The 21,946-nt window shown below is 73.9% G+C and carries 16 protein-coding genes and 1 pseudogene; 5 read left to right on the top strand and 12 right to left on the bottom strand.

What is annotated here, in order from left to right:
• Positions 1-13: 13 nt before the first annotated feature.
• The 4 genes from GA0070603_RS12685 to GA0070603_RS12700 all read right to left on the bottom strand — a co-directional run bounded on the left by GA0070603_RS12685 (position 14) and on the right by GA0070603_RS12700 (position 4,479).
• A complete protein-coding gene (locus GA0070603_RS12685; RefSeq protein ID WP_208862870.1) occupies positions 14-781 on the bottom strand; it encodes a phosphotransferase family protein in 768 nt (255 codons plus the stop codon).
• A 40-nt stretch (positions 782-821) separates the two neighbouring features.
• Positions 822-1,625 (bottom strand): inositol monophosphatase family protein, encoded by an 804-nt coding sequence (locus GA0070603_RS12690; protein WP_091312260.1) that lies wholly within the window; start codon positions 1,623-1,625, stop codon positions 822-824.
• Positions 1,626-1,671: 46 nt separating this feature from the next.
• On the bottom strand, positions 1,672-2,823 hold the full coding sequence (locus tag GA0070603_RS32630; protein WP_167544541.1) for a GNAT family N-acetyltransferase: 1,152 nt from the start codon (positions 2,821-2,823) through the stop codon (positions 1,672-1,674).
• 66 nt (positions 2,824-2,889) lie between these two features.
• Positions 2,890-4,479 carry an amino acid permease gene (locus GA0070603_RS12700; RefSeq protein WP_091312269.1) on the bottom strand — a complete coding sequence of 530 codons (1,590 nt, stop codon included), beginning with the start codon at positions 4,477-4,479 and terminating at the stop codon, positions 2,890-2,892.
• A 409-nt stretch (positions 4,480-4,888) separates the two neighbouring features.
• On the opposite strand from GA0070603_RS12700, the gene GA0070603_RS12705 reads away from it, so the two are divergent.
• Positions 4,889-5,473: a sulfotransferase domain-containing protein gene (locus GA0070603_RS12705; protein ID WP_244282512.1), complete on the top strand. Its 585-nt coding sequence runs from the start codon at positions 4,889-4,891 to the stop codon at positions 5,471-5,473.
• Positions 5,474-5,494: 21 nt separating this feature from the next.
• Here the strand turns inward: GA0070603_RS12705 and GA0070603_RS12710 are convergent, their stop codons facing one another.
• From GA0070603_RS12710 to pcaF, 4 genes and pseudogenes are all read right to left on the bottom strand, one after another.
• Positions 5,495-5,995, bottom strand: a complete 501-nt coding sequence (locus GA0070603_RS12710; protein ID WP_091312273.1) for a DUF456 domain-containing protein — start codon at positions 5,993-5,995, stop codon at positions 5,495-5,497.
• Positions 5,996-6,108: 113 nt separating this feature from the next.
• Positions 6,109-8,250: pseudogene (locus GA0070603_RS12715) on the bottom strand (putative bifunctional diguanylate cyclase/phosphodiesterase); the annotation flags it as partial.
• Between the two features lie 6 nt (positions 8,251-8,256).
• Entirely contained in the window at positions 8,257-9,075 is an 819-nt protein-coding gene (locus GA0070603_RS12720; RefSeq protein WP_091312276.1) for an SAM-dependent methyltransferase, read from the bottom strand.
• 145 nt (positions 9,076-9,220) lie between these two features.
• Positions 9,221-10,426, bottom strand: coding sequence for a 3-oxoadipyl-CoA thiolase (pcaF, locus tag GA0070603_RS12725; RefSeq protein ID WP_091312278.1), 1,206 nt, complete (start codon positions 10,424-10,426; stop codon positions 9,221-9,223).
• A gap of 106 nt (positions 10,427-10,532) precedes the next feature.
• Between pcaF and GA0070603_RS12730 the strand changes: the two genes are divergently transcribed.
• From GA0070603_RS12730 to GA0070603_RS12745, 4 genes are all read left to right on the top strand, one after another.
• A complete protein-coding gene (locus GA0070603_RS12730; RefSeq protein ID WP_091312281.1) occupies positions 10,533-11,498 on the top strand; it encodes a glutathione S-transferase family protein in 966 nt (321 codons plus the stop codon).
• Entirely contained in the window at positions 11,491-12,114 is a 624-nt protein-coding gene (locus GA0070603_RS12735; RefSeq protein ID WP_091312285.1) for a DUF998 domain-containing protein, read from the top strand. The genes GA0070603_RS12730 and GA0070603_RS12735 overlap by 8 nt, the downstream gene beginning before the upstream one ends.
• Before the next feature lie 229 nt (positions 12,115-12,343).
• Positions 12,344-13,636 (top strand): dicarboxylate/amino acid:cation symporter, encoded by a 1,293-nt coding sequence (locus GA0070603_RS12740; RefSeq protein ID WP_208863035.1) that lies wholly within the window; start codon positions 12,344-12,346, stop codon positions 13,634-13,636.
• 59 nt (positions 13,637-13,695) lie between these two features.
• On the top strand, positions 13,696-14,763 hold the full coding sequence (locus tag GA0070603_RS12745) for an NADH:flavin oxidoreductase/NADH oxidase (RefSeq protein WP_091312291.1): 1,068 nt from the start codon (positions 13,696-13,698) through the stop codon (positions 14,761-14,763).
• Between the two features lie 59 nt (positions 14,764-14,822).
• Here the strand turns inward: GA0070603_RS12745 and GA0070603_RS12750 are convergent, their stop codons facing one another.
• From GA0070603_RS12750 to GA0070603_RS12765, 4 genes are all read right to left on the bottom strand, one after another.
• Positions 14,823-18,317: an ATP-binding cassette domain-containing protein gene (locus GA0070603_RS12750; RefSeq protein ID WP_091312293.1), complete on the bottom strand. Its 3,495-nt coding sequence runs from the start codon at positions 18,315-18,317 to the stop codon at positions 14,823-14,825.
• 89 nt (positions 18,318-18,406) lie between these two features.
• Positions 18,407-19,000, bottom strand: a complete 594-nt coding sequence (locus GA0070603_RS12755) for a TetR/AcrR family transcriptional regulator (RefSeq protein ID WP_091312296.1) — start codon at positions 18,998-19,000, stop codon at positions 18,407-18,409.
• A 10-nt stretch (positions 19,001-19,010) separates the two neighbouring features.
• On the bottom strand, positions 19,011-21,161 hold the full coding sequence (locus GA0070603_RS12760; RefSeq protein ID WP_091312299.1) for a YhgE/Pip domain-containing protein: 2,151 nt from the start codon (positions 21,159-21,161) through the stop codon (positions 19,011-19,013).
• Positions 21,158-21,883: an ATP-binding cassette domain-containing protein gene (locus GA0070603_RS12765; protein WP_091312302.1), complete on the bottom strand. Its 726-nt coding sequence runs from the start codon at positions 21,881-21,883 to the stop codon at positions 21,158-21,160. The genes GA0070603_RS12760 and GA0070603_RS12765 overlap by 4 nt, the downstream gene beginning before the upstream one ends.
• Positions 21,884-21,946 lie beyond the last annotated feature (63 nt).

Below are 21,946 nucleotides of genomic sequence, written 5' to 3' on the forward strand. Positions count from 1 at the left end.
AACCGGATCACCGTCAATGCCCGTTCCGGACACCTCGGCAAACGCAACGGTCAGTCGGCAGGCGTCCTGGTGCGGAGAGCGCGGCGACGAAGACCTCCCGACTGGCCTCGATGTAGGCGAGTTCGCGTCGTGTCCACGCGACCAGTTCGGCGGAGCGTGCGCGAGGGACCGACGCGGCCGGGTCGTCCTGGACGTCCCGCCAGAACGCCTCGTTGCGGCGTAGACGATCGCCGATCGCGGCTGGCAGGCGCTCGCGGTGGGCCGGACCCAGGCCATAGGCGTCGGCCAGAGCCCGGACCTGGCGGGCCTGTTCCGTCACCGGTCCCCGGTCCGGCCGTGACGAGACGCACCAGGACCAGGCCAGATAGCTCACGTCCTCCAACGGGTCGCCGGGTGCCGCGAAGTCGAAGTCGATGAACGCGACCGGCTGTCCGTCCCGGAACACCGTGTTGTTCGGGCCGGGGTCGTGATGACAGATCACCTCACCGCCGAGTGCCGGCGCGAGGTCACGCGTGGCGTCGTGGAGTCGTCGTAGCAACCTCGCTGCCCGGCACACCTGATCGTCGGTGAAGCGCTGCCATCGTGGCGGAACATGGCCGGGCACGAACGACAACATGTCGCGGCCGAGCTGGTCCCGTCCCAGATGTCGAGGGCAGCCGTCGAAGCCCTTTCCGGCGAGATGGGCCAGCAGCCGCGCCACGAATTCCGACGCGGGCGAGGCCGGGCGACGCACCGTGTCACCGACACGCACCACGCCGGCCGTCAGGCGCCCGCCGGCCAAGGGCTGCTCCGCGTCACCGCAGGGGAGCTGCGGAGAAGGCTCAGTCCTGTCCGGCACGCTGGCTCTCGACAAGGGCCAGCAGGGCGGCGTGGGTCCGCTCGTCGGCGGCCACGACCAGACCGCCCGCGCCGGTGTGCGGGGGCTGGCCGTCGATGCCGGTCACCACACAGCCGGCTGCCGCACAGAGCGCGATGCCGGCCGCGAAGTGGACGCTGTCGCGCAGGTGGCCGTCGGTCACGTACGCGGCGCGCCGGCCGGCGGCGACCCAGGCCACCGCCAGGGTGGTGGAGACGACACGGGGTCGGAACCGCTCGATGAACCGCGGGTCGGCGAGTAGCCGGGCGGCCCGGAAGACGCGCTCGTTGGGGAACGGTGGATCGAGATTGACGTCCACCAGCCCCGACTCGGCCGACGGCGCGAGTGGCTCGTCCACCCCGCCGCGACGCACGTGGGCACCGGCGCCGTCGGTCCAGAACACCTCGTCGGCGAACGGGTCCGCCGAGGCGGCCACGACGACCTGCGTCCCGGTGCGCAGCGCGACGTTTACCGAGACCAGCATGCTCCGTACGGCATAGTTCAACGTCCCGCACAGCGGGTCCACGAGCCAGGTGCGGCCGTTCCCGCCGGTGCCCGTGCGCCCGCTCTCCTCCGCCAGCACGAGGTCGTCCGGCCGGGCGGCCCGCAGGACGTCGAGGATGGCCTTCTCCGCTTCGATGTCGGCCGTCGTGGCGAAGTCTCCGGCGGACTTCCCGAAGCGGGTCAGCGACGTCCCGTAGTGCGAGCGCACGACCGCGGCCCCGGCTGCCGCCGCCTCGATGACCAGATCCCGGTCGGTGATCGACATGCCCGCACAATAGATGCCGGGAGGGCCCGCGGTTACCCGCGTCGGGTCAGGAGACCGCGGCCTTCACGAGCGCGACGACCTTCTTCTCCACGGCGGGGCTCCACTTCTGGAGCGCGTACGCGACCGGCCACATGTCCCCCTCGTCGAGGTTGGCCGGGTCCTGGAAGCCCAGGGTCGAGTACCGGTAGTTGAACTTGCCCGAGTCCTGGAAGAAGAAGACGATCTTGCCGTCGGCGTTCGCGTAGGCGGGCATCCCGTACCAGGTCTTCGGCGAGAGCTGCGGGGCGGCAGCGGTCACGGTCGCGTGCACGCGCTCGGCGAGCGCCCGGTCGTCCGGCGCCATCTGCGCGATCCGGTCGAGGACCGCCTGGAGGTCGTCGGCCTTCTTGGCGCCCTTCTTGCCCTCGGCGCGCAGCTCGGCGGCGCGCTCCTTCATGGCGGCGCGCTCCTCGGCGCTGAAACCATCGGACACGGTCGTGGCGTTCTTCGCGGACATTCTGGGCTCCCTCTCGCTGATCCGGCCCGGCGTCCTGCCGGCTGCCTGGGAAAAGGCTAGGCCCGCCGGCATCCTCGTCGCTTCTTGATTCCTGATCGCTTGGCCGGACCCGCCGGGGTGTCCGGGCAGCCGGTGCCACTCGTGTGCCAGGAGGCCGTAGACCACGAGATCACGTCGTTCGTCGGGGAAGGCCGCCGCCCCGCGCAGGACGGCCTCCTGGGTGAACCCCAGGCGCTCGGCAACGCTGCGGCTGCGGGTGTTGTCGACGGTGGTCGGCAGCCCGATCCGTTCGAGGCCCAGCGGCCCGAACGCGTGGTCGAGCACGGCCGTGACCGCCCGGGTGACCAGTCCCCTCCCCACGTGGCCGGCGTCGAGCCAGTAGCCCACCTCACCCGACCGCGCGGGACTGTCGATCACCAGCTGGACCCAGCCGACCAGGCGCCAGCCGCCCTCCGCCGGCACCGCGATGGACAGCGGGAGCAGCGAACCTTCCTGCCACGCCTGGCCGGCCCGTTCGAGGTTCGCGCGAACCCCTTCCAGGGTCGGCGGCTCCTGGAACGCGTCCGGGAACCACCGGGCGAGCCGCTGGTAGTTGGCCTCTACGAGGGCCAGGTGTGCCTCCGCGATCGCGGCCGTGCGCGGTATCAGGACCGCGTCGTCCCCGAGCGGCCAGGTGAACAGCGCGGCGGTGACGGGTGACACAACTGCTCCCGATTCGGTGGCGGGGGCCCGCAAAGTGCGGGCCCCCGCCGGCGTACGAGGGGTGGTTCAGGCCGGGTCGTCGGCGGGTGCGGCGTCCGCGGCGGGGCGCTGCGCCGGAACGTCCACGGTACGGCGGGGGCCGGTGAACCACTTCCGGGCCGAGGCGTACCACCAGATGGCCACGCCGAGCAGCACCCCGCCGATGGCGAGCGGTGCGTAGTTCACCGCGGTCCAGCTGAACTCCGCGTTGCCCGGCACGCCGGCCGGCACGATGGGCAGCACGAAGTAGACGGAGATGATCGCGATCTCGATCACCGCGATCCAGCCGAGCAGCCGGTACCTGCGGCCCAGCGTCCACGGCCCCGGCACGAACCGGTCCGCCATCCGCAGCCGCAGGAAGATCGGGATGAGGAAGGACAGGTACAGCCCGATCACCGCGACCGAGACCACCGCGTAGAACGCGACAGGCACGCCGGCCTTCTGGTAGAGCGCGGGCAGGGTGAGCACCAGCCCGGCCAGGGTGGCCCCGATGATCGCGTTGACCGGGGTGCCGTTGCGATCCACCCGGGACCAGAGCCGCCAGCCCGGGACCGCGCGGTCCCGGCTGAACGCGTACGCCATCCGGGACATCGAGGTCACGCAGCTCATCCCGCAGAAGAACTGGCCGATCGTGGAGATGATGATGACGGCCTTGAAGAAGAACGGCGTCAGCGCGGACTCGAAGATCGCGCCGGAGAAGCCGCCCGCCGAGTTGATCGCGTCCACGTCGGTGGCCGCGAAGAGGAAGGCGAGCAGCAGGATCCAGCCGCCCACCGCCGAGTAGAAGATCGACCGCCAGAGTCCCTGAGCGGCGGCTTTCGAGGCACCCCGGGTCTCCTCGGAGACGTGCGCGCAGGCGTCGAAGCCGGTGATCGTGTACTGGGTGAGCAGGAAGCCCAGCGGCAGCACGTAGAACCAGAAGGTGAGCCCGCCGGTGTCGCCGTCGCCGAAGCCGGAGTTGTTGAACCGCTCGGTGAAGACGAACCTGAAGCTCTGGTGGTCGTCGGGGACCAGGACCAGGATGAGCACCACCGCGGCCGCGCCGGCCACGTGCCACCAGACCGAGACGTTCTGGAGTACGTCGATGACGTGGTGCCCGTAGATGTTGATGAGCCCGTGCAGGGCGAGGATCACCACGAACAGCCCGAAGGTCTGGTGCGCGGTGCCGGCCCAGCCGTCGAAGAGCGCGGAGAGGGTGAGGTTGAGGAAGGTGGCGCAGCCGTAGTCGACCGAGGCGGTCACCGCCACCAGGCCGATGAGGTTGAGCCAGCCGGTGAACCAGCCGTGCACCGGCCGTCCCATGGTGGCGGCCCACCAGTAGATACCGCCGGCGGTCGGGTAGGCCGAGACCAGCTCGGCCAGGCAGAAGCCGATGATCAGAATGAACAGTGAGATCAGCGGCCAGCCCCAGGAGATGGCGACCGGACCGCCGTTGTTCCACGCCTGGCCGAAGGTGGTGAAGCAGCCGGCCAGGATCGAGATGATCGAGAACGAGATGGCGAAGTTGGAGAAGCCGCTCCACTTGCGGTGGAGTTCCTGCTTGTAGCCGAGTTCGGCGAGCCGTCGGGCGTCGTCGTCCATCGGTTGCTCGGCGGTCGGCGCGGGCGTCGTGGCCACTGCACACCTCCTCGAGGTGGGTTCCCCGGTGCGAGTGGGCAAAGTGTGATCCCGCCGATCAAGGCGGTCAATACGGCAGCCGTGGGAATCTCACGGCCGGCACGGCTAATTGCGTTGCCGCGCCAGACCGTTCCGGGGCATCCTTGAGCCCGTGACCAGGCCCGATCGCGACGGGCCACCGCCGGGCGCTCGGCAACGCCCGGTGCGCGGCGGCGCGCGGCGTCCACCTCTCTCTCACTGAAGTACGGCGGTTCGCCGTACCCCCGGACGCCCCGCGCCGCCGCCTCCTCCGCTATCGTGCGGCGATGGCCGCTCCGCGTGCCCGGTACCGCACCGGCCTCACCGACAGCAGCCGGTGGGACGGTTTCGCGTTCCGGCCGGACGACATCGTGGTGAGCACGCCGTCCAAGTGCGGCACGACCTGGTGGTGGTGGTGGGGCGCGACCCGCGCGACGTCGCCGTGTCGATGAGCCACCACCGGGCCAACCTGGACGGTTCGGTCCTTGCGCGTCTCCTCGCCGTGGCCGGACCGACACACGAGGGGCCCCGGCCGCCACGCCCGAGCGACCCGCGGCTCCGGGTGCTGGAGTGGATCGACCAGGACCTGCGTGAGACGGTCCGGCACCTGGCCGACGCCTGGTCGCGTCGCGACGACAGCCAGGTGGTGCTGCTGCACTACGCCGACCTCTCCCGGGACCTGGCCGGTCAGATGCGGCTGGTCGCCGCCCGACTCGGCGTCGACGTGCCCGAATCGCGCTGGCCGGAACTGGTCCGTGCAGCGACCTTCGGTGACATGCGGCAGCGGGCAGGTCAGCTCGCGCCGGACGAAGGGCTCGGCCTCTTCTCCGACAACGGCCGCTTCTTCCGCAGCGGCTCCTCAGGGCAGTGGCGGCAGCTCCTCACCGAGGCCGACGAGGCCCACTACCAGCGCCGGCTGGCCGCACTGGCCCCGGCAGACCTGCGGCAGTGGCTGCACCACGGCGGCGGAGCGTAGCCGCAGACCCACGCGCTGGCCTCAGGCGAACAGCAGCCCGGCCACCCAGAGCACGGCGATGACCAGGCCGGCCAGGAACTCGACAAGCATGGACAGCCCGGCCGCCTTGAGCGCCTGCACGGTGGCCGGCCAGGCGAGCTGGTTGCTGCCCAGCCGCAGCCGTTCGGCGCCCCAGATCCCGCCGATGAAACCGATGGGCAGGCCGACCACCGGGATGACGAAGAAGCCCACCAGGCCGAGCAGCCCGCCGGCCAGCAGCGACGAGGTGGGCACCCCGGTCCGCTTCAGGTTCCGCCCCGGCCAGAGGTACTTGACCACGACGCCGCCGAGGGCGACCACGGTGGCGGCGGCCAGCACCGCCCAGCGGCCCGGGCCGGCGTCGCCGAAGAGCGCCCACACCAGCACGCCGCCCCAGCACAGCGGCAGCGCCGGCAGCCCGGGCACCACCACCCCGGCCAGCCCGGCCACGATGGCCAGCGCGGCCACCACCGACACCACGGCCTGCGAGTCGCTCAGGCTCACCGCGTCTCCTCCCCGGCGGCACGGGCCTGCGCCCGCCCGGCTCGCTGTTCCGGCAGGTGGGCGGGCAACCCCGCGTCACCGGAGGCGTCCCGACGGGGTGCCGCCGCGGCGGCCAGCCGGGTGCGGATGTCGGCGGCGGGCACCGGGGGGCCGAACCAGCGGCCCTGCCCGGTGTCGCAGCGCAGCGACCGCAGCCGCTCGGCCTGCACCTCGGTCTCCACCGCCTCGGCGGTCACCCACAGCTCCAGCGCATGGGCCAGCCGGACCAGCGCGTCCACGATCCGCTCGTCGCGGTGGTCGGCGACCGCGTCCGCCCCGTCGGCCCGGATCCCCTCGACGAACGGGCCGGCCAGCTTGAGGCACTGGATCGGCAGCCGCCGCAGGTACGCGAGGTTCGAGTAGCCGGTGCCGAAGTCGTCGATGGCCAGCCGGATCCCGAGGTCGGCAAGCTGGTGCAGGGCGCGCAGCGGCTCCCCTGCGGTGCCCATCACGGCACTCTCGGTCAGCTCCAGTTGCAGCAGCTCGGCGGGGAGCCCGGTGCGCTGCAACGCCTCGGCGACGGTCTCCACGATGGCCGGGTCGTCGGCCTGCCGGGCGGCCAGGTTCACGCTGACCACCAGCCGCGCCTCCGGGTACGCCCGCCGCCAGCTCTCCGCGTCCCGGCACGCCTGCCGGAGCACCCAGGCGCCGAGCCGGACGATCAGGCCGGTCTCCTCGGCCAGCCCGATGAACCGGTCCGGGCCGATCAGCCCCAGCTCCGGGTGCTGCCAGCGGACCAGCGCCTCCACCGCCACCATCGTGCCGTCGAGCAGCGAGACGATCGGCTGGTAGTGCAGCACGAACTCGCCCCGGTCCAGCGCGGCGGGCAGGTTGGCGGCCAGCGCGGAGCGGGCGATGTCGGCGGCGCTGCGCTCCGGGTCGTAGACCGCCCAGCGGCCCCGCCCCTCGGCCTTGGCCCAGTAGAGCGTGGTGTCGGCGGCCTTCATGAGGTCGGACACGCTGGTCTCGGCGGCCGGGCACTCCACGATGCCGATGCTGGCCGAGACGGCGAGCTGCTGGTCGCCGACGTGCACCGGGGCGGAGACCGCGGCCAGGGCCAGCTCGGCCACCTCCACGGCGTCGTCGAGGCCGCCGTCGGAGTCGACAAGGATGACGAACTCGTCGCCGCCCATCCGGGCCACCAGGTGGCCGCGGCCGGACACGCAGTCGGCCAGCCGCCGGGCGATCACCTTGAGCAGCCGGTCGCCGAGGTCGTGGCCGAGGCTGTCGTTGATCGCCTTGAAGCCGTCCAGGTCGATGAAGCAGAGCCCGATCCGCTGCTCCGGCTCGGCGGTGTCGAAGACCTGGCCGAGCGTCTCGAAGAAGAGCGTGCGGTTGGGCAGGCCGGTGAGCGGGTCGTGCAGCGCCTGGAAGCGCAGCCGCTGCTGGAGCTGGTAGCGCTCGGTGATGTCCTCGATCATGGCCACGGTGAACCGGGGACGGCCGTCGTCGTGGCGGATCAGCGACACGGCGAGATCGGTCCAGACCACGCTGCCGTCCTTGCGGTAGTAGCGCTTCTCCACCCGGGCGCTGTCCCGCTTGCCCTCGATCAGCTCCTGGTACAGCTCCCACATCCCGGCGGCGTCGTCCGGGTGGAACAGCCCGTCCACATTGATCTCACGCAGCTCGGCCATCGTGTAGCCGAGCATGTCCGCGAACGACTGGTTGACCTCGATGATCCGCCCGTCCACCCCGGCGATGCCGATGCCGATGGCCGCCCCGGTGAACACGGCGCGGAACCGGGCCTCGCTGTCGCGCAGCGCCTGCTCCACCGCGTCGCGCGCCTGCCAGGCCGAGCGGGCGATCCGCTCCTGCTGGCTGAACACCCGGTCGCGCAGCGCCCGGCTGAAGCCGGCGGCGAACGCGCCCTGCATGGCGGCGATCCGCTCCCGCACCTCGGGCGCCTCCACCATGGTGGGCAGCACCCAGGGCAGGAGGCGGTCACCGAGGGCCTGCACCGACCAGTCGAGCACCCCGGGCTCGGTGAGGTGCGCCTCGACCAGGGCCCGCCCGACGTTCTCCGCCGGCTGGGCGGAGAACGCCGGGGCGAGCAGGGCCCGGCCGAGGCGGACCGTGTGTGCCAGCAGCAGCCGCTCGGTCTCGGCCGCGCTCAGCGGCACGAAACCGATGCGCCGCACCGCCCGGGCCCACTCGGCGGCGTACGCCGCGGCGCCCGGCCGGCTGACGTCGCCCCCGTCGGGGTCCGGGGCGCGCATGTCGGCTCAGCCGGCGGTGCGGTCGTGCCGGGCGACGCCGCCGAACGCACCGAACCGCTCGGGGTGCTCGTCCACGTCGGACGGCGAGTCGGGCCGCCAGAGCGGCATGTGCACGACCCCCGGGTCGAGGACCGTCCAGTCGCCGAAGTAGCCGGTGATCTCGGCCCGCGAGCGCAGGGTGATCTCGGTGGCGGTGCGCGCCGACAGTCGCTGCGCGTCGAGCATCTCCTGCGGCTGGTCCTCGAAGGTCGAGTGCGAGATGACCAGGAAGCTGCCGGGCGCCGCGGCGGCCCGCAGGGTGGCCAGGATGTCGCCGGGCCGGTCCTCGTCGGGGATGAAGTGCACCACCCCGGCGAGCAGGATGCCGACCGGGCGGTCGAAGTCGATCAGGCCGCTGGCCCGGGCCTGGTCCAGGATCAGCTTCGGCTCCCGCAGGTCGGCCAGGATCGCGGTGGCCCGGTCGTTGCCGGCGAGCAGTTCCCGGCTGTGCGCCACGGCGACCGGGTCGATGTCGACGTACACGATCCGGGCCTCCGGGTTGGCCGCCTGGGCGACCTCGTGCACGTTGCCGACGGTGGGAATCCCCGAGCCGATGTCGAGGAACTGGTCGATGCCGGCGTCGAGCAGCACCCGGACGGCCCGGCGCAGGAACTCCCGCCCGGAGCGCATGGTGGCCGCCAGGTTCGGTGTCATGGCGGCGATCTGCTCGGCGAGCTGCCGGTCGATCTCGAAGTTGTGCGCGCCGCCGAGGAAGTAGTCGTAGACCCGGGCCGCGCTCGGCCGGGTCAGGTCGATCTCGGCGGGAAGTCCGTCCGGCGTCTGCATTCGCTCGGTCCCCCAGGTCGTCGCCGCGGTGCGCGGGCGCCCGGCGACCGGGCCGACCCCGCGGCATGGTGTGGTCCACACCACTCTATGCGCGCGCTCCCAGGAACGGGAGATCCACAGTCGACGCTTCCCGGGACCTGCCGCGTCAGTCGGCCGACTCCAGCAGCAGCGAGATGCCCTGCCCGACGCCGATGCACATGGTCGCCAGGGCCCGCCGCCCGCCCCGCCGGCGCAGCTCCAGCGCGGCGGTGAGGGCGAGCCGGGCGCCGCTGGCGCCGAGGGGGTGGCCCAGCGCGATGGCCCCGCCGTTCGGGTTGACGTGCTCGGCGTCCTCGGGCAGCCCCAGCTCGCGCAGCACCGCCACCGACTGGGCGGCGAACGCCTCGTTCAGCTCGATCACGTCGAGGTCGGCCAGGCCGAGGCCCTGCCGGTCGAGCAGCTTGCGGGTGGCCGGGACCGGGCCGACGCCCATGATCCGCGGCGGCACGCCGGCCGCCGCCGATCCGGTGACCCGGGCCAGCGGGGTGAGGCCGTACCGCTCGACGGCCGCCGCGGAGGCGACCAGCAGGGCCACCGCGCCGTCGTTGACGCCGGAGGAGTTGCCGGCGGTCACCGTGCCGCCTTCGCGGAACGGGGTGGGCAGGGCGGCGAGCTTCTCCAGCGAGGTCTCCCGGGGGTGCTCGTCGGCCTCGACCAGCTTCGTCTCCCGCTTGCCGGCCGGCACGGTCACCGGCACGATCTCCTCGGCCAGCCGGCCGTCGGCCTGCGCCTTGGCGGCGCGCTGCTGCGAGCGGAACGCGAACTCGTCCTGCGCGGCGCGGTCGACGCCGAAGTCCGCGGCGACGTTCTCCGCCGTCTCCGGCATCGAGTCGATGCCCCACCCCTTCTTCATGAGCGGGTTCACCAGCCGCCAGCCGATGGTGGTGTCGTAGACCTCGGCGGCGCGGGCGAACGCGGCCGTGGCCTTCGGCATCACGAAGGGCGCCCGGCTCATGCTCTCCACCCCGCCGGCGACCAGCAGGTCGGCCTCCCCGGCCACGATCGCCCGGGCGGCCGTGGCGAGGGCGTCCAGGCCCGAGCCGCAGAGCCGGTTGACAGTGCTGCCCGGCACCTCCTCGGGCAGCCCACCGAGCAGCGCGGCCATCCGGGCCACGTTGCGGTTGTCCTCGCCGGCCTGGTTGGCGCAGCCCAGGATCACGTCGTCGGTGCGGGCCCAGTCCACCGAGGGGTGGCGGGCGACGAGCTCGCGGATCACGTGCGCGGCCAGGTCGTCGGGGCGTACCCCGGCCAGGGCGCCGGCGTACCGGCCGATCGGGGTGCGGACACCGGCCACGAGGTATGCGACGGTCATCGGCGCTCAATCCTTCGGGGGGTGGGCGGGGGTGGCGGGTCGCCCGCCGGGTCACGGGGACGCCCGGCGCCAGGATATCCGCGCCCGGAACGGATAGGTTGGCCGCATGGCCCGGGCCCAGTTCAGCGCAGAGAACTCCGGCGGCGGCGCGTTCGTCCGCCAGCCCAACCGGTTCACCGGTCGGGTCACCCCGCACTCCACCTCGCCCGAGGGCGGCGGCCCCGACGACCAGGGCCGCTGGCCGCTGGAGGCGGGCCGCTACCGGCTCATCTGGTGCCGGGCCTGCCCGTGGGCGCACCGGGCCCGGATCGTGCGCGGCCTGCTCGGCCTCGACGAGGTGATCTCGCTGGGCACGGTCGACCCGATCCGGGACGAGCGGGGCTGGCGGTTCAGCCTCGACCAGGACGGCTTCGACCCGGTGCTCGGGATCGGCTACCTCAGCGACGCGTACCTGGCCACCGACCCCGACTACACCGGCCGGGTGACCGTGCCGGCCCTTGTCGACACGCTTACCGGCCGGGTGGTCACCAACGACTACCCGCAGCTCACCCTCGACCTCTCCACCGAGTGGCGGCGGTTCCACAAGCCGGGTGCGCCGGACCTCTACCCGGTCGAGCTGCGGCCGGAGATGGACGCGCTCATGGCGGAGATCCACCGGGACGTCAACAACGGCGTCTACCGGTGCGGCTTCGCCACCTCGCAGGAGGCGTACGACGAGGCGTACACCGCGCTGTTCGCCCGGCTGGACGTGCTGTCGGGGCGGCTGTCCGGGCGGCGCTACCTGATGGGCGAGCGGATCACCGAGGCGGACGTGCGCCTGTTCACCACGCTGGTCCGCTTCGACGTGGCGTACCACGGGCACTTCAAGTGCAACCGGCAGAAGCTCACCGAAATGCCGGTGCTGTGGGCGTACGCCCGGGACCTGTTCCAGACCCCGGGCTTCGGCGAGACGGTGGACTTCGACCACATCAAGCGGCACTACTACGCCACCCACGAGATGATCAACCCGACCCGGATCGTGCCGCTCGGTCCCGACCTGTCCGGCTGGACCACGCCGCACGGGCGTGGCTGACGCCGGCGTCCTCCGGGCCGCCGCCGCGTCCGCCGCGGCCGGCTGCGTCGTGGCCGGGGCGGTCGCCGTGACGGTCGCCGTGGCCGCCGGTCCCGGTCCGGGTCTGACCGGGTACGTCAGCGAGGCCGGGGTCACCGACAGCGGGTACGCCGGGGCGTACCGGATCGGGGTGTTCGCCCTGGCGGCGGCGCTGCTGCTGCTCGCCGCGGCGCTGCCCCCGGCGCTGCGGGCCGCGGCCGGGCTGCTGGTGGCCGGCGCCGCCGGCACGGCGCTCTCCGGGGCGGTGGCCTGCTCCACCGGCTGCCCGCTGCCGCCGTTCGAGGCCGCCACGGTGGCCGACCTGGTGCACGGCGGCGCGAGCATCGCGGCCACCGCCGCGGTGGTCTTCGCCATGCTGGCGTTGGTGCGGCATCCGGCGGCGGGCCGGGCGCTGCGCCGGGTCGCCGGGGTGGGCGCGGCACTGGCGCTGCCGCTGTCCGGTGCGGTCGGGCTGGCGATGCTGCTGGTCGGGCGGGGTGGCCTGGTCGGGGTGCTGGAGCGGCTGCTGCTCGCGGTGGCCGCCGGGTGGGGGCTGGTCACCGCCGCCGTGCTGGGCCTGGCGCACCGCCGATCGTGACGAACGGCGCGGATCGGTCCCTGTAAGGAGCGTCACGCATACCGCTCCTTCCACCTGGGAGCCGGCTGGGAGTAGCGTCGCCAGGCGATGACCAACGTCTGGCACCTCACCGTGCGCCTGTACGTCGACCTCCGACGGCAGGCCAGCGGCATCTGTCCGGCGCAGCCGCTCTCCTGACGCTGCCCGTTCACCCCACCCAGACCTTGGACAGATCCCCATGGCTTCCGCCCTGCGCAAGTTCCCCTTCTCCGTGCAGATCCTGCTCGGCCTCGTCCTCGGCGTGGCGCTCGGCTTCCTCGCCCGCGCCAACGACCTCGCCTGGCTGACCAGCACCCTCGACACCGTCGGCGGCCTCTTCGTCCAGCTGCTCAAGCTGGCCGTGCCGCCGCTGGTCTTCACCGCCATCGTGGTCAGCGTGGTCAGCCTCCGCGGCGTGGCCAACGCCGCCCGGCTGGCGCTCAAGACGCTGCTCTGGTTCGGCATCACCGCGCTGATCGCGGTGAGCATCGGCATCGGCCTCGGCCTGCTCACCAACCCCGGCAAGGGCGTCACCCTCGACGTGGCCGGCGCCACCGCGCCGAAGAAGACCGGCTCCTGGACCGACTTCCTCACCGGCATCGTGCCGACCAACCCGGTCGGCGCGTTCGTCGAGGGCAACGTCCTCCAGATCGTCTTCCTCGCCCTGGTGGTCGGCGCCGCGGCGCTGCTCATCGGCGAGGCCGCCGAGCCGTTCGTGACCCTCAACCGCTCGGTGCTGGCCATCGTGCAGAAGGCGCTCTGGTGGGTCATCCGGCTCGCCCCCATCGGCACCCTCGGCCTCATCGGCAACGCCGTCGCCTCGTACGGCTGGGACCTGCTGGCCCCGCTCGCGAAGTTCACCACCGCCGTCTACGTCGGCTGCGCCATCGTGCTGTTCGTGGTCTACCCGCTGGTGCTCGTGGCCGCCGGCCGGCTCAACCCGCTGCGCTTCTTCGCCGGCGCCTGGCCCGCCATCGAGCTGGCCTTCGTGTCCCGCTCCTCGGTGGGCACCATGCCGGTGACCCAGCGTTCGGTCGAGCGCCTCGGCGTCCCCCGCGAGTACGCCTCCTTCGCCGTGCCGTTCGGCGCCACCACGAAGATGGACGGCTGCGCCGCCATCTACCCGGCCCTCGCCGCGATCTTCGTGGCGCAGGTCTTCGGGGTGCACCTGGGCGTCACCGACTACCTGCTGATCGCCTTCGTCTCGGTGGTCGGCTCGGCCGCCACGGCCGGCCTGACCGGCGCGATCGTCATGCTCACGCTGACCCTCAGCACGCTGGGCCTGCCGCTGGCCGGCGCCGGCCTGCTGCTGGCCATCGACCCGATCCTCGACATGATCCGCACCGCCACCAACGTGGCCGGCCAGGCCCTGGTGCCGACCGTCGTGGCCGCCCGCGAGGGCACCCTCGACCGCACCGCGTACGACTCGGCCGGCAAGCGCGACCTGGTCGACCCGGACGAGGCCGACCGTCCGGCGGAGCGGCTCGCACCCGTCCCCGCCTGACCTGACTGATCGAGGAGGGCCCCGAACGGGGCCCTCCTCCGTCATTGGAGGATCACCCCATGAGTGCCCTGTTCACCCCGCTGACCCTGCGCGCCGTCACCCTGCCCAACCGGGTGGCGCTCGCCCCGATGTGCCAGTACAGCGCCGGCCCCGACGGCCTGCCCACCGACTGGCATCGCGTCCACCTCGGCTCCCGCGCGGTCGGCGGCGCCGGCCTGATCATCACGGAGGCGACCGCCGTGGTGCCCGAGGGCCGGATCAGCCCGCAGGACACCGGGCTCTGGTCCGACGCGCACGCCGAGGCGTGGCGACCCATCACCGCGTTCATCGCCGCGCAGGGTTCGGTGCCGGCAGTGCAGCTCGCGCACGCCGGGTTCAAGGCGTCGACGTACCGGCCGTGGGCCGGGCACCGGGGCGGCGTGCCCGACACCGAGGGGGGCTGGACCCCTGTCGGCCCCGGCGCCGAGCCGTTCCTGCCGGACTACCGCACGCCGGCCGCGCTGGACGAGGCGGGCATCGCCGGGGTGGTCGAGGCGTTCGCCACCGCCGCCCGCCGGGCCCTCGACGCCGGCTTCGCCGCCGTGGAGATCCACGCCGCGCACGGCTACCTGCTGCACGAGTTCCTCTCCCCACTCACCAACCGTCGCACCGACGGCTACGGCGGCGACCGGGCCGGCCGGATGCGGCTGACCCTGGAGGTGGCCCGCGCGGTCCGCGCCGCGGTCGGCGAGGGCGTGCCGGTGCTCACCCGGATCTCCGCCACCGACTGGGTGGACGGCGGCTGGACCGTCGAGGACAGCGTGGTGCTCGCCGGCGAGCTGGCCGCCGCCGGCGTGGACCTGGTGGACGCCTCCTCCGGCGGCGCCTCGACCGCGGCGAGCATCCCGATCGGGCCGGGCTACCAGGTGCCCCTGGCCGCCCGGATCCGCCGCGACGCGGGCGTGCTGACCGGCGCCGTCGGCCTGATCGTCGAGCCCGAGCAGGCCGAGCAGATCGTCGCCGGCGGCGAGGCCGACCTGGTCCTCCTGGGCCGCGAACTCCTCCGCGACCCCTACTGGCCCCACCGCGCCGCCGCCAAACTGACCCCCACGGCCACCTGGCCCAACCAGTACACCCGCGCCTTCTGACGGGCGCCGCCCCGCCCGCGCGGGCGGGGCGGCGCAGGGCGGACCGGAACGGCCGGCCGTCAGCCCGCCAGGTGGCCCCAGCGGGGTTCCAGGTCGTGCCAGGGGCCCTGGGCCGCCACCGTGCCGTCGACCAGGACCACCACGTGGTCCGCGCGGACCAGCGCGGCCCGCTTCGCGGTCGAGCCGACCACTGTCACCCCGTGCTCGCGCAGCGCGGCCCAGAGCGCCAGCTCCGTCGTCACGTCCAGCGCGGACGAGACGTCGTCGGCGACCAGCAGCTCGGTACGCGGCGCGAGCGCCCGGGCCAGCGCCAGCCGCTGGAGCTGGCCGCCGGACAGCCGGGTGCCCTTGTGCCCGATGAGCAGGCCGAGCCCGCCCCCGGCCGCCGCCAGGTCGTGGTCGAGCTGGGCGGTCGACACCGCGCCGGCGGCGTCCACCTGGTGCCCGAGCGCGATGTTGTCGGCCACCGTGCCGGAGAGCACCCGGGGCAGCTGGCCCACGTACCCGACCTGGTTGGGGCGGAGGAACAGCTCCGGCTCGGTGACCGGCTCGCCGTTCCAGCGCAGGGTGCCGGTGTGGTGCACGATCCCGGCGAGGGCCCGCAGCAGCGACGACTTCCCCGCGCCGACCGGCCCCACCACCAGCACCAACTGCCCGCGTTCGACGGTCAGGTCGACGTCCCGGACGGCCAGGGTGCCGTCGGAGTGCAGCGCGCCGAAGCCGGTCAGCTCCAGCCGGCGCAGCGGGTGCCGGGGCGGGGGCTCGGGCGCCGGGGCGGTGCCGGCGGCCAGGTCCAGGCCGGGCACCGTGGCCGAGTAGGTGGCCTCCCCGGTCATCGCCACGGTCCGCCGGGTCCACACCCGGGCCGACGGGTAGTGCGAGACAAGCGACGCGGTGGTCCAGGCGAACCAGCGGGCCGCGCCGAGCGTGGAGACCGCGACAAGTGTGGCGCCGGCGGAGAGGCCGCCGGCCAGGTAGAGCGCCCAGGCCCCGATCGGCAGCAGCCCGCTGGCGATCGACGGGGTGGACCGGGCCCACACCTGCATGGCGATCTCCCGGCGCTGCCGGTCGCTGCGCACGGTGTCCAGCGTCGCGAGGTGGTGCAGCACCGGGCGGGTGGCGCCGGCCAGCTTCACCGTACGGGCGGCGGAGAGCGAGGACACCAGTGCGGTGGCGAAGGCGGCGCGGGCCTTGACGGTGCCGGCGGCCGTGCGCTCCAGGCGGGGCCCGAACAGGGTGGCCGCCAGCCCGGAGACCACCATGGTCCCGACGAAGAACAGCGCGGGTACGAAGCTGCCGGTCACCAGGGTCATGGTGAGCACGAGGGCCAGGGAGATGAACTGGTCCATCAGGTTGTCGGCGAGCTGCACCACCCGGTCGGTGTCGCCGCCCTGGGCCACCACCTCGGCCGGGGTGTGCCCGCTGACCCGGCGGGCCCCGGTCTGCCCGTGCACCAGCCGCGCGCTGATCCGCAGCATCTGCCGGATCCACCACTGCGGGAACCACAGGTTGGTCAGGTACGGCAGCGGCAGCACCACCAGCAGGGCGGCGACGATGCCGAGCGCCGGCAGCCACGGGTCTCCCCCGCCGACCACCTCGGCCCAGAGCCACGGCAGCACCGAGCCGTCCAGCCCGAGCAGCGTCATCACGATGAACAGGCAGACGGAGACCAGCCCGTACCGCGGGTCGTTCGTGCCCAGCCGGAGAATCTCCCGAAGGGTCCGCGCGGGCGGCGGGGCGGGCAGCGGCGGCGGGTCGGTACGCGGCACCGCGACCTGGCGCGGCACGGTGGCCGGCTCGGGCGGCGCGGCCGGCTCGTCGGGCCACCCGTCGGGGCCGTCCAGCAGGTCCACCCCGCCGCGGCGGGCGCCGGCGCCCGCGTAGGCGCTGGCGTGGCTGGTGGCGAGCAGTTCGGCGAACCGGGCCGACTCGCGCAGCGGGCCGGCCTCCAGCACCGCCCCGTCGGCCATCACGACGACCTCGTCGCAGCGGCGCACCGAGGAGAGCCGGTGCGCGATGACGATGCCGATCCGGTCGGTGAGCAGCCGTTCGGTGGCCTGGCGTACCCGGTTCTCGGTGACCGGGTCGAGCCGGGCGGTGGCCTCGTCGAGGATCACCACGTGCGGGTCGCGGACCAGGATCCGGGCGAACGCCACGAGCTGTTCCTGCCCGGCGGAGAGCACGTGCCCGCCCTCGCCGAGCCGGGTGTGCACGCCGTCGGGGAGTTCGGCGATCCAGCCGGCCAGCCCCAGCTCCTCCAGCGCCCGGGTGGCGTCGTCGAGCAGGTCGGGGTCGAAGAGGGCGACGTTCTCGGCGAGGGTGCCGGCCAGGATCTCGGTGCGCTGGGGCACCACGGCAATCCACCGGCGCAGCGCCTCGACGTCGAGGTCGACCAGGTCGGTGTCGCCCAGGAAGACGGTGCGGGGCGGCACGTCCACGGCCCGGGTGAGCACCTTGGCCAGCGTGGACTTGCCGGATCCGGTGCGGCCGACCAGGGCGTACGACCGGCCGCGGGCGAAGGTGAGCGTGACGTCGCGCAGCGCCGGGCCGCGATCCTCGCCGGTGGTGGCGTAGCGGAAGGTGAGACCCTGGACGGTCAGGTCCCCGTCGATCGGGGCGGCGCCGCCGCTCGGCTCCTGCCGGGAGTCGGCGAGCAGTTGCACCCGCGCCCAGGCGCCGAGCGCCTGTTGCAGGTGCGGCACCCAGCGGGCGATGTGCTCGACGGTCGCGCCGAAGGCCAGGGCGAGCAGCCAGATCGCGGTGAGCCGGGCGGCGTCGACCCGGCCGGTGGCGAGCGCCCACGCGCCGGCCAGGACCACGGCGGCGATGCCGACCCGGACGCCGCCGCCGGCCAGCGCCGTGACCCGGGCGGACAGCCGGAACACCCGCTTACCCCGGGAGATCACCTCGGCGGCCCGCCGGGCGTAGAGGCGCAGCACGTACGGGCGGGCCAGGCTGGTGCGCACGTCGTCCTGGCCGTGCACCGCCTCCTCCATCACGGCGGCCAGGTCGGACCAGGCCTCCTCCTCGACCATCCGGGCCGGGGCGATCCGGGCGGTGGGGCGGCGCAGCGCCACCCCGAGCAGGGCGGTCAGCAGGATCATCCCGACGCCGGCCGGCCACCAGACGACAAGCGCGCTGACCGTGGCGAGCAGGCAGACGGCGACGCCCTGGACGAGCCGTACGCCGGTGTTCCGCATCTCGGCGGCGACCTGGTAGACGTCGTTGTCGATCCGGTCGAGCAGCTCGCCGACCGGGGTGGTCTCCAGGGTGGGCAGGTCCTGCCCGAGCGCGACCCGGCAGAGCCGGCGGCGGACGTCGGCGGACCAGTCGGCGGTGAGACCGGCCATCAGCAGGCCGATGAGCAGGTCGCTGACCACGGCCGCGACAAGCGCCACGGCCAGCGCCGTGAACCACCCGAACGAGCGGTGCACGAGCACCGGCCCGGCCAGCGCGGAGGCGGCGGCCTGGCCACCGGCGCCGAGCAGGATCAGCAGCAGGACGACCGCCATCCGACGCGGAGCGGTGGCCCGGAGATCGCGGAGCAGGCGCATGGACAGTCCTCCGGACTCGGGTCGGTGGGGGCGGTTCCCCCAGCCTCACCCGGCCGGCCTGGCCACTCAAACGATTTACCGCTCCGGTGTCACGTCTGGGCGACCCGGCGGACGATGCCGAGCAGCGCCTCCTGCACGTCCTCGATGGGCCGGTCGGGCTGGAAGACGAGCCAGTCCACGGCCACCACGAGCCCGACGCCGAACAGCGCCGAGCTGGCGGTGCGCACGTCCAGGTCGGCGGGGAGGTCGCCGCTGGCCACCCCGGCGCGTACGGTCTCCGCGATCACCTCGATGGCCTCGCCGCGCAGCAGCCGCAGGGTCTGCTGCCACTCGCGGTTGGTGCGCCACATCTCGGAGAGCAGGAGCTGGGCGAAGGCGCGGTAGCGGCGGATGTACTCCAGCTCGGCGCGGACCAGCGCGGCCAGCGCCTCGCGCGGCGGCAGCCCGTCGACGGCGGCCCGGAAGTCGGCGGTGAGCAGGCCGATCCCGTGCCGCAGCAGCTCCTCGAAGAGGACCGTCTTGGACTCGAAGTTGTAGTAGACGGTCCCCTTCGCCACCCCGGCCCGGGCCGCGATGTCGTCCACGGTGGTGGCCGAGAAGCCCTGCTCGGCGATGAGTTCCACCGCCGCCACGAAGAGGCGCTGGCGGGTGTCCTCCCGCCGGCGGGTCCGTCCGTCCGTCACCCGCCCATCCTCACATGGTCAGTTCGGGGTGCAGCTTGGCCGGGGTGAGCCGGCGGGAGCGGCGCGCGGCGCCGACGGCGAGGGTCATGGCGCCCAGCCCGAAGGCGAGCAGCACCAGAGCGCCGGTGACCACCGGCCCGGACGGCCCGCCGTTGATGGTGTGCCGCAGGCCGCCCACCACGTACGTCATGGGCAGCCAGGGGTGGATGGCCTGGAAGAAGCCCGGTGAGGTCTGGACCGGGTAGGTGCCGCCGGAGGAGGTGAGCTGGAGCATGAGCAGGGCCAGCGCGGCGAGCCGGCCGGCGGGGCCGAGCGCCACGCCGAGCAGTTGCATGATCGCGGTGAACGCCAGCGAGGTGAGCGCGAGCAGCCCGAAGGTGGCCGGCCCGTGGCGCGGGTCGAGGCCGAGGGCCAGGGTGACCACCGTGTAGAGCACCGTGACCTGGGCCAGCCCGATCGCCGCGGCGGGCAGCCAGCCGGCGAGCACGACCCGCCAGCCGGGCGCGTCGGACATCACGTGCCGCCGGTTCACCGGCCGCAGCAGCATGTACGTGATCATCGCGCCGACCCAGAGCGCCAGGGCGAGGAAGTACGGGGCGAAGCCGACCCCGTACGAGCCGGCCGGGTGGTCGGAGTGGCGGATCAGGCCCACCGGGTCGCCGAGGATGTCGGAGCGGCTGTCCGCGTCGTCGTACCCGGGCAGCTTCCGCTCCCCGGCGGCGAGCCCGTCGGCGAGGTCGCCGGCGCCGCCCTCCAGCTTGGTCAGCCCGTCGGCGAGCCGGTTGCTGCCGCTGCTGAGCTGGGCCAGGCCGCCGTCGAGCTGCCGGGCGCCGGTGGCGAGCCGGTAGAGGCCGCCGCGGAGCTGGTCGGCGCCGTCCGCGGCGTCGCCGAGCCCGTCGCGCAGCTTGGCGCTGCCCTGCGCCAGGGTGGTCAGACCGCTCGCGAGCTGGTCGACCTTGGCCCGCGCCGAGGCGACGTCGTCGGCCAGGTGCGGCGCGGCGGCGGCGACCTCGCGGGCGGTCTTCGCGACCTCGGTCATCTGCTTCTTGAGCGCGGCGAGGTCGGTCCTGTCCAGCGCGGCGACCATGGCCCGGGCGGCGGTGACCGCCTGGTCGGCGGCCTTGCGGGCGGCGACCAGGTTCGGGTCGTCGGCGAGTTCCGGGTGCTCCGCGACCAGCGCGTCGAGCCGGTCGCGCACCTTCTCCGCCTGGCCGACCACCTCGTCGGCCCGGGCCGGCAGCGCGTCGAGGCCGTCGGCGAGCGCCTGCGCGCCCTCGGCGACCACTGTGGCGGCCCGCTGGATGTCGCCGGCGTTCTTGCGGAGCAGCGGCTCGTACCTGTCCGCCGCCGCGTCGACCTGCTTCGCGGCGGCGCGGGTCTCGGTGGCCGCCCGGTTGGCGCCGTCGGCGATCTGCGCCGCCCCGGTGTAGAGCTGGTCCAGGCCGGTGGCGAGCTTCGTCGCGCCCCGCACCGAGGTGTCCAGCCCGCCGGCGAGCTGCCCGGCGCCGTCCTCGGCGGTGCCCAGCCCGTCGGCGAGCTGGCCGGCACCATCCTCGGCGGTGCCGAGCCCGTCGTGGATCTTCCCGGCGCCGTCGGCGGCCCGGCCCGTCTCGGCCTTGGCGTCGGTGAAACCGATGAGCATCTTGTCGAAGTACGACGCGGCGGTGCTCTCCGCGGCGGCGGCCCGGATCTCGCTGAAGGCGGAGCGGGCGAGCAGCCCGGACAGGTAGTTGGTGGCGTCGTCGTTGACCACCTTCAGCTCGCCCCGGCGGGCCGGCCGGTCCGGCTCGGGGCTGGCCGCCAGGGTGGCGGAGAAGTCCGCCGGGATCGAGAAGACCAGGTGGTAGCGGCCGTCGCGGAGCCCTTCGGTGGCGTCGTCCTGGTCGGTCACGGTCCAGCCGAAGACCTTCCGGTCGAGCAGTTCGTCGGTGAGGTCCCGGCCGGCGTGCACCTCGCTGCCGTCGCTCGCCTTCGCGGGCCGGTCGGCGTTGACCAGGGCGACCGGGATGCGGTCGAGGTTCCCGTACGGGTCCCAGAAGGCGTAGAGGTAGAGGGCACCGTAGAGCAGCGGGATGACGGTGAGGACGGCGAGCGCGGCGCGCGGCAGCCGGCCCCGGGTCATCCGGCGCAGCTCGAACAGCGCGAGTCGAACGACACTCATGCGGTCACCTCGGGGGTCAGGTCCGCCTCCACGGCGGGGCGGGGGGCGACGAGGGCGGGGCTCGGCAGGGCGGGGTCCCCGATCCGGTGGGTGACGGCTGTCGCGCCCGGCTCGACGGCGCGGGCGCTGACGACCACCGCGTACCCCTGGTCGGCGAGGCGGGACAGGGCGGCCCAGATCCAGGCCCGCTCGGGGGCGTCGGCGCCGGCGTCCACGTCGTCGGCGACGATCAGGTTCGGGCCGCTGAGGCTGGCCAGCACGAGCCCGAGCACCTGCCGCTCGACGGGGGTGAGGTCGCGGCCGTACCGGTCGGGGTCGAGCGGGGCGTCGGTGAAGCCGGCCCCGGCGATCGCGGCGGCGAAGGCGTCGCGGCGGTAGGCCCGCCGGGCCCGCACGGCGGCGACCGGGACGAGCTGGCGACGGCGGCGCGGCACCGGCCCGAGCAGCAGCAGCCGTTCCTGGATGTGCTCGGCGACGGTCAGGGTGGGGTCTGGCTCGTGCACCCCGGCGACCTGCCCGAGCGCGGCCGGGCCCCGACGGCGCAGCTCCCCGTGGGTGTGCGGGAAGCGGCCGGCCAGGGCGAGCAGCAGCGAGGTACGCCCGCTGCCCGGCGGGCCGGTGACGGCGTGCAGCTCGCCGGCCTCGGCGCTGAGGTCGACGTCCCGGTAGACCCAGCCGCGGCGGGTCCGCAGCCCGAGCCCGTTGGCCTCGACGATCTTCATCCGCACGTTCCCCGACTTCTAAACTGACCGGTCAGTACAAAAACATGCCCAGCATAGCGTCGG

Source organism: Micromonospora chersina, from assembly GCF_900091475.1.
Lineage (GTDB): Bacteria > Actinomycetota > Actinomycetes > Mycobacteriales > Micromonosporaceae > Micromonospora > Micromonospora chersina.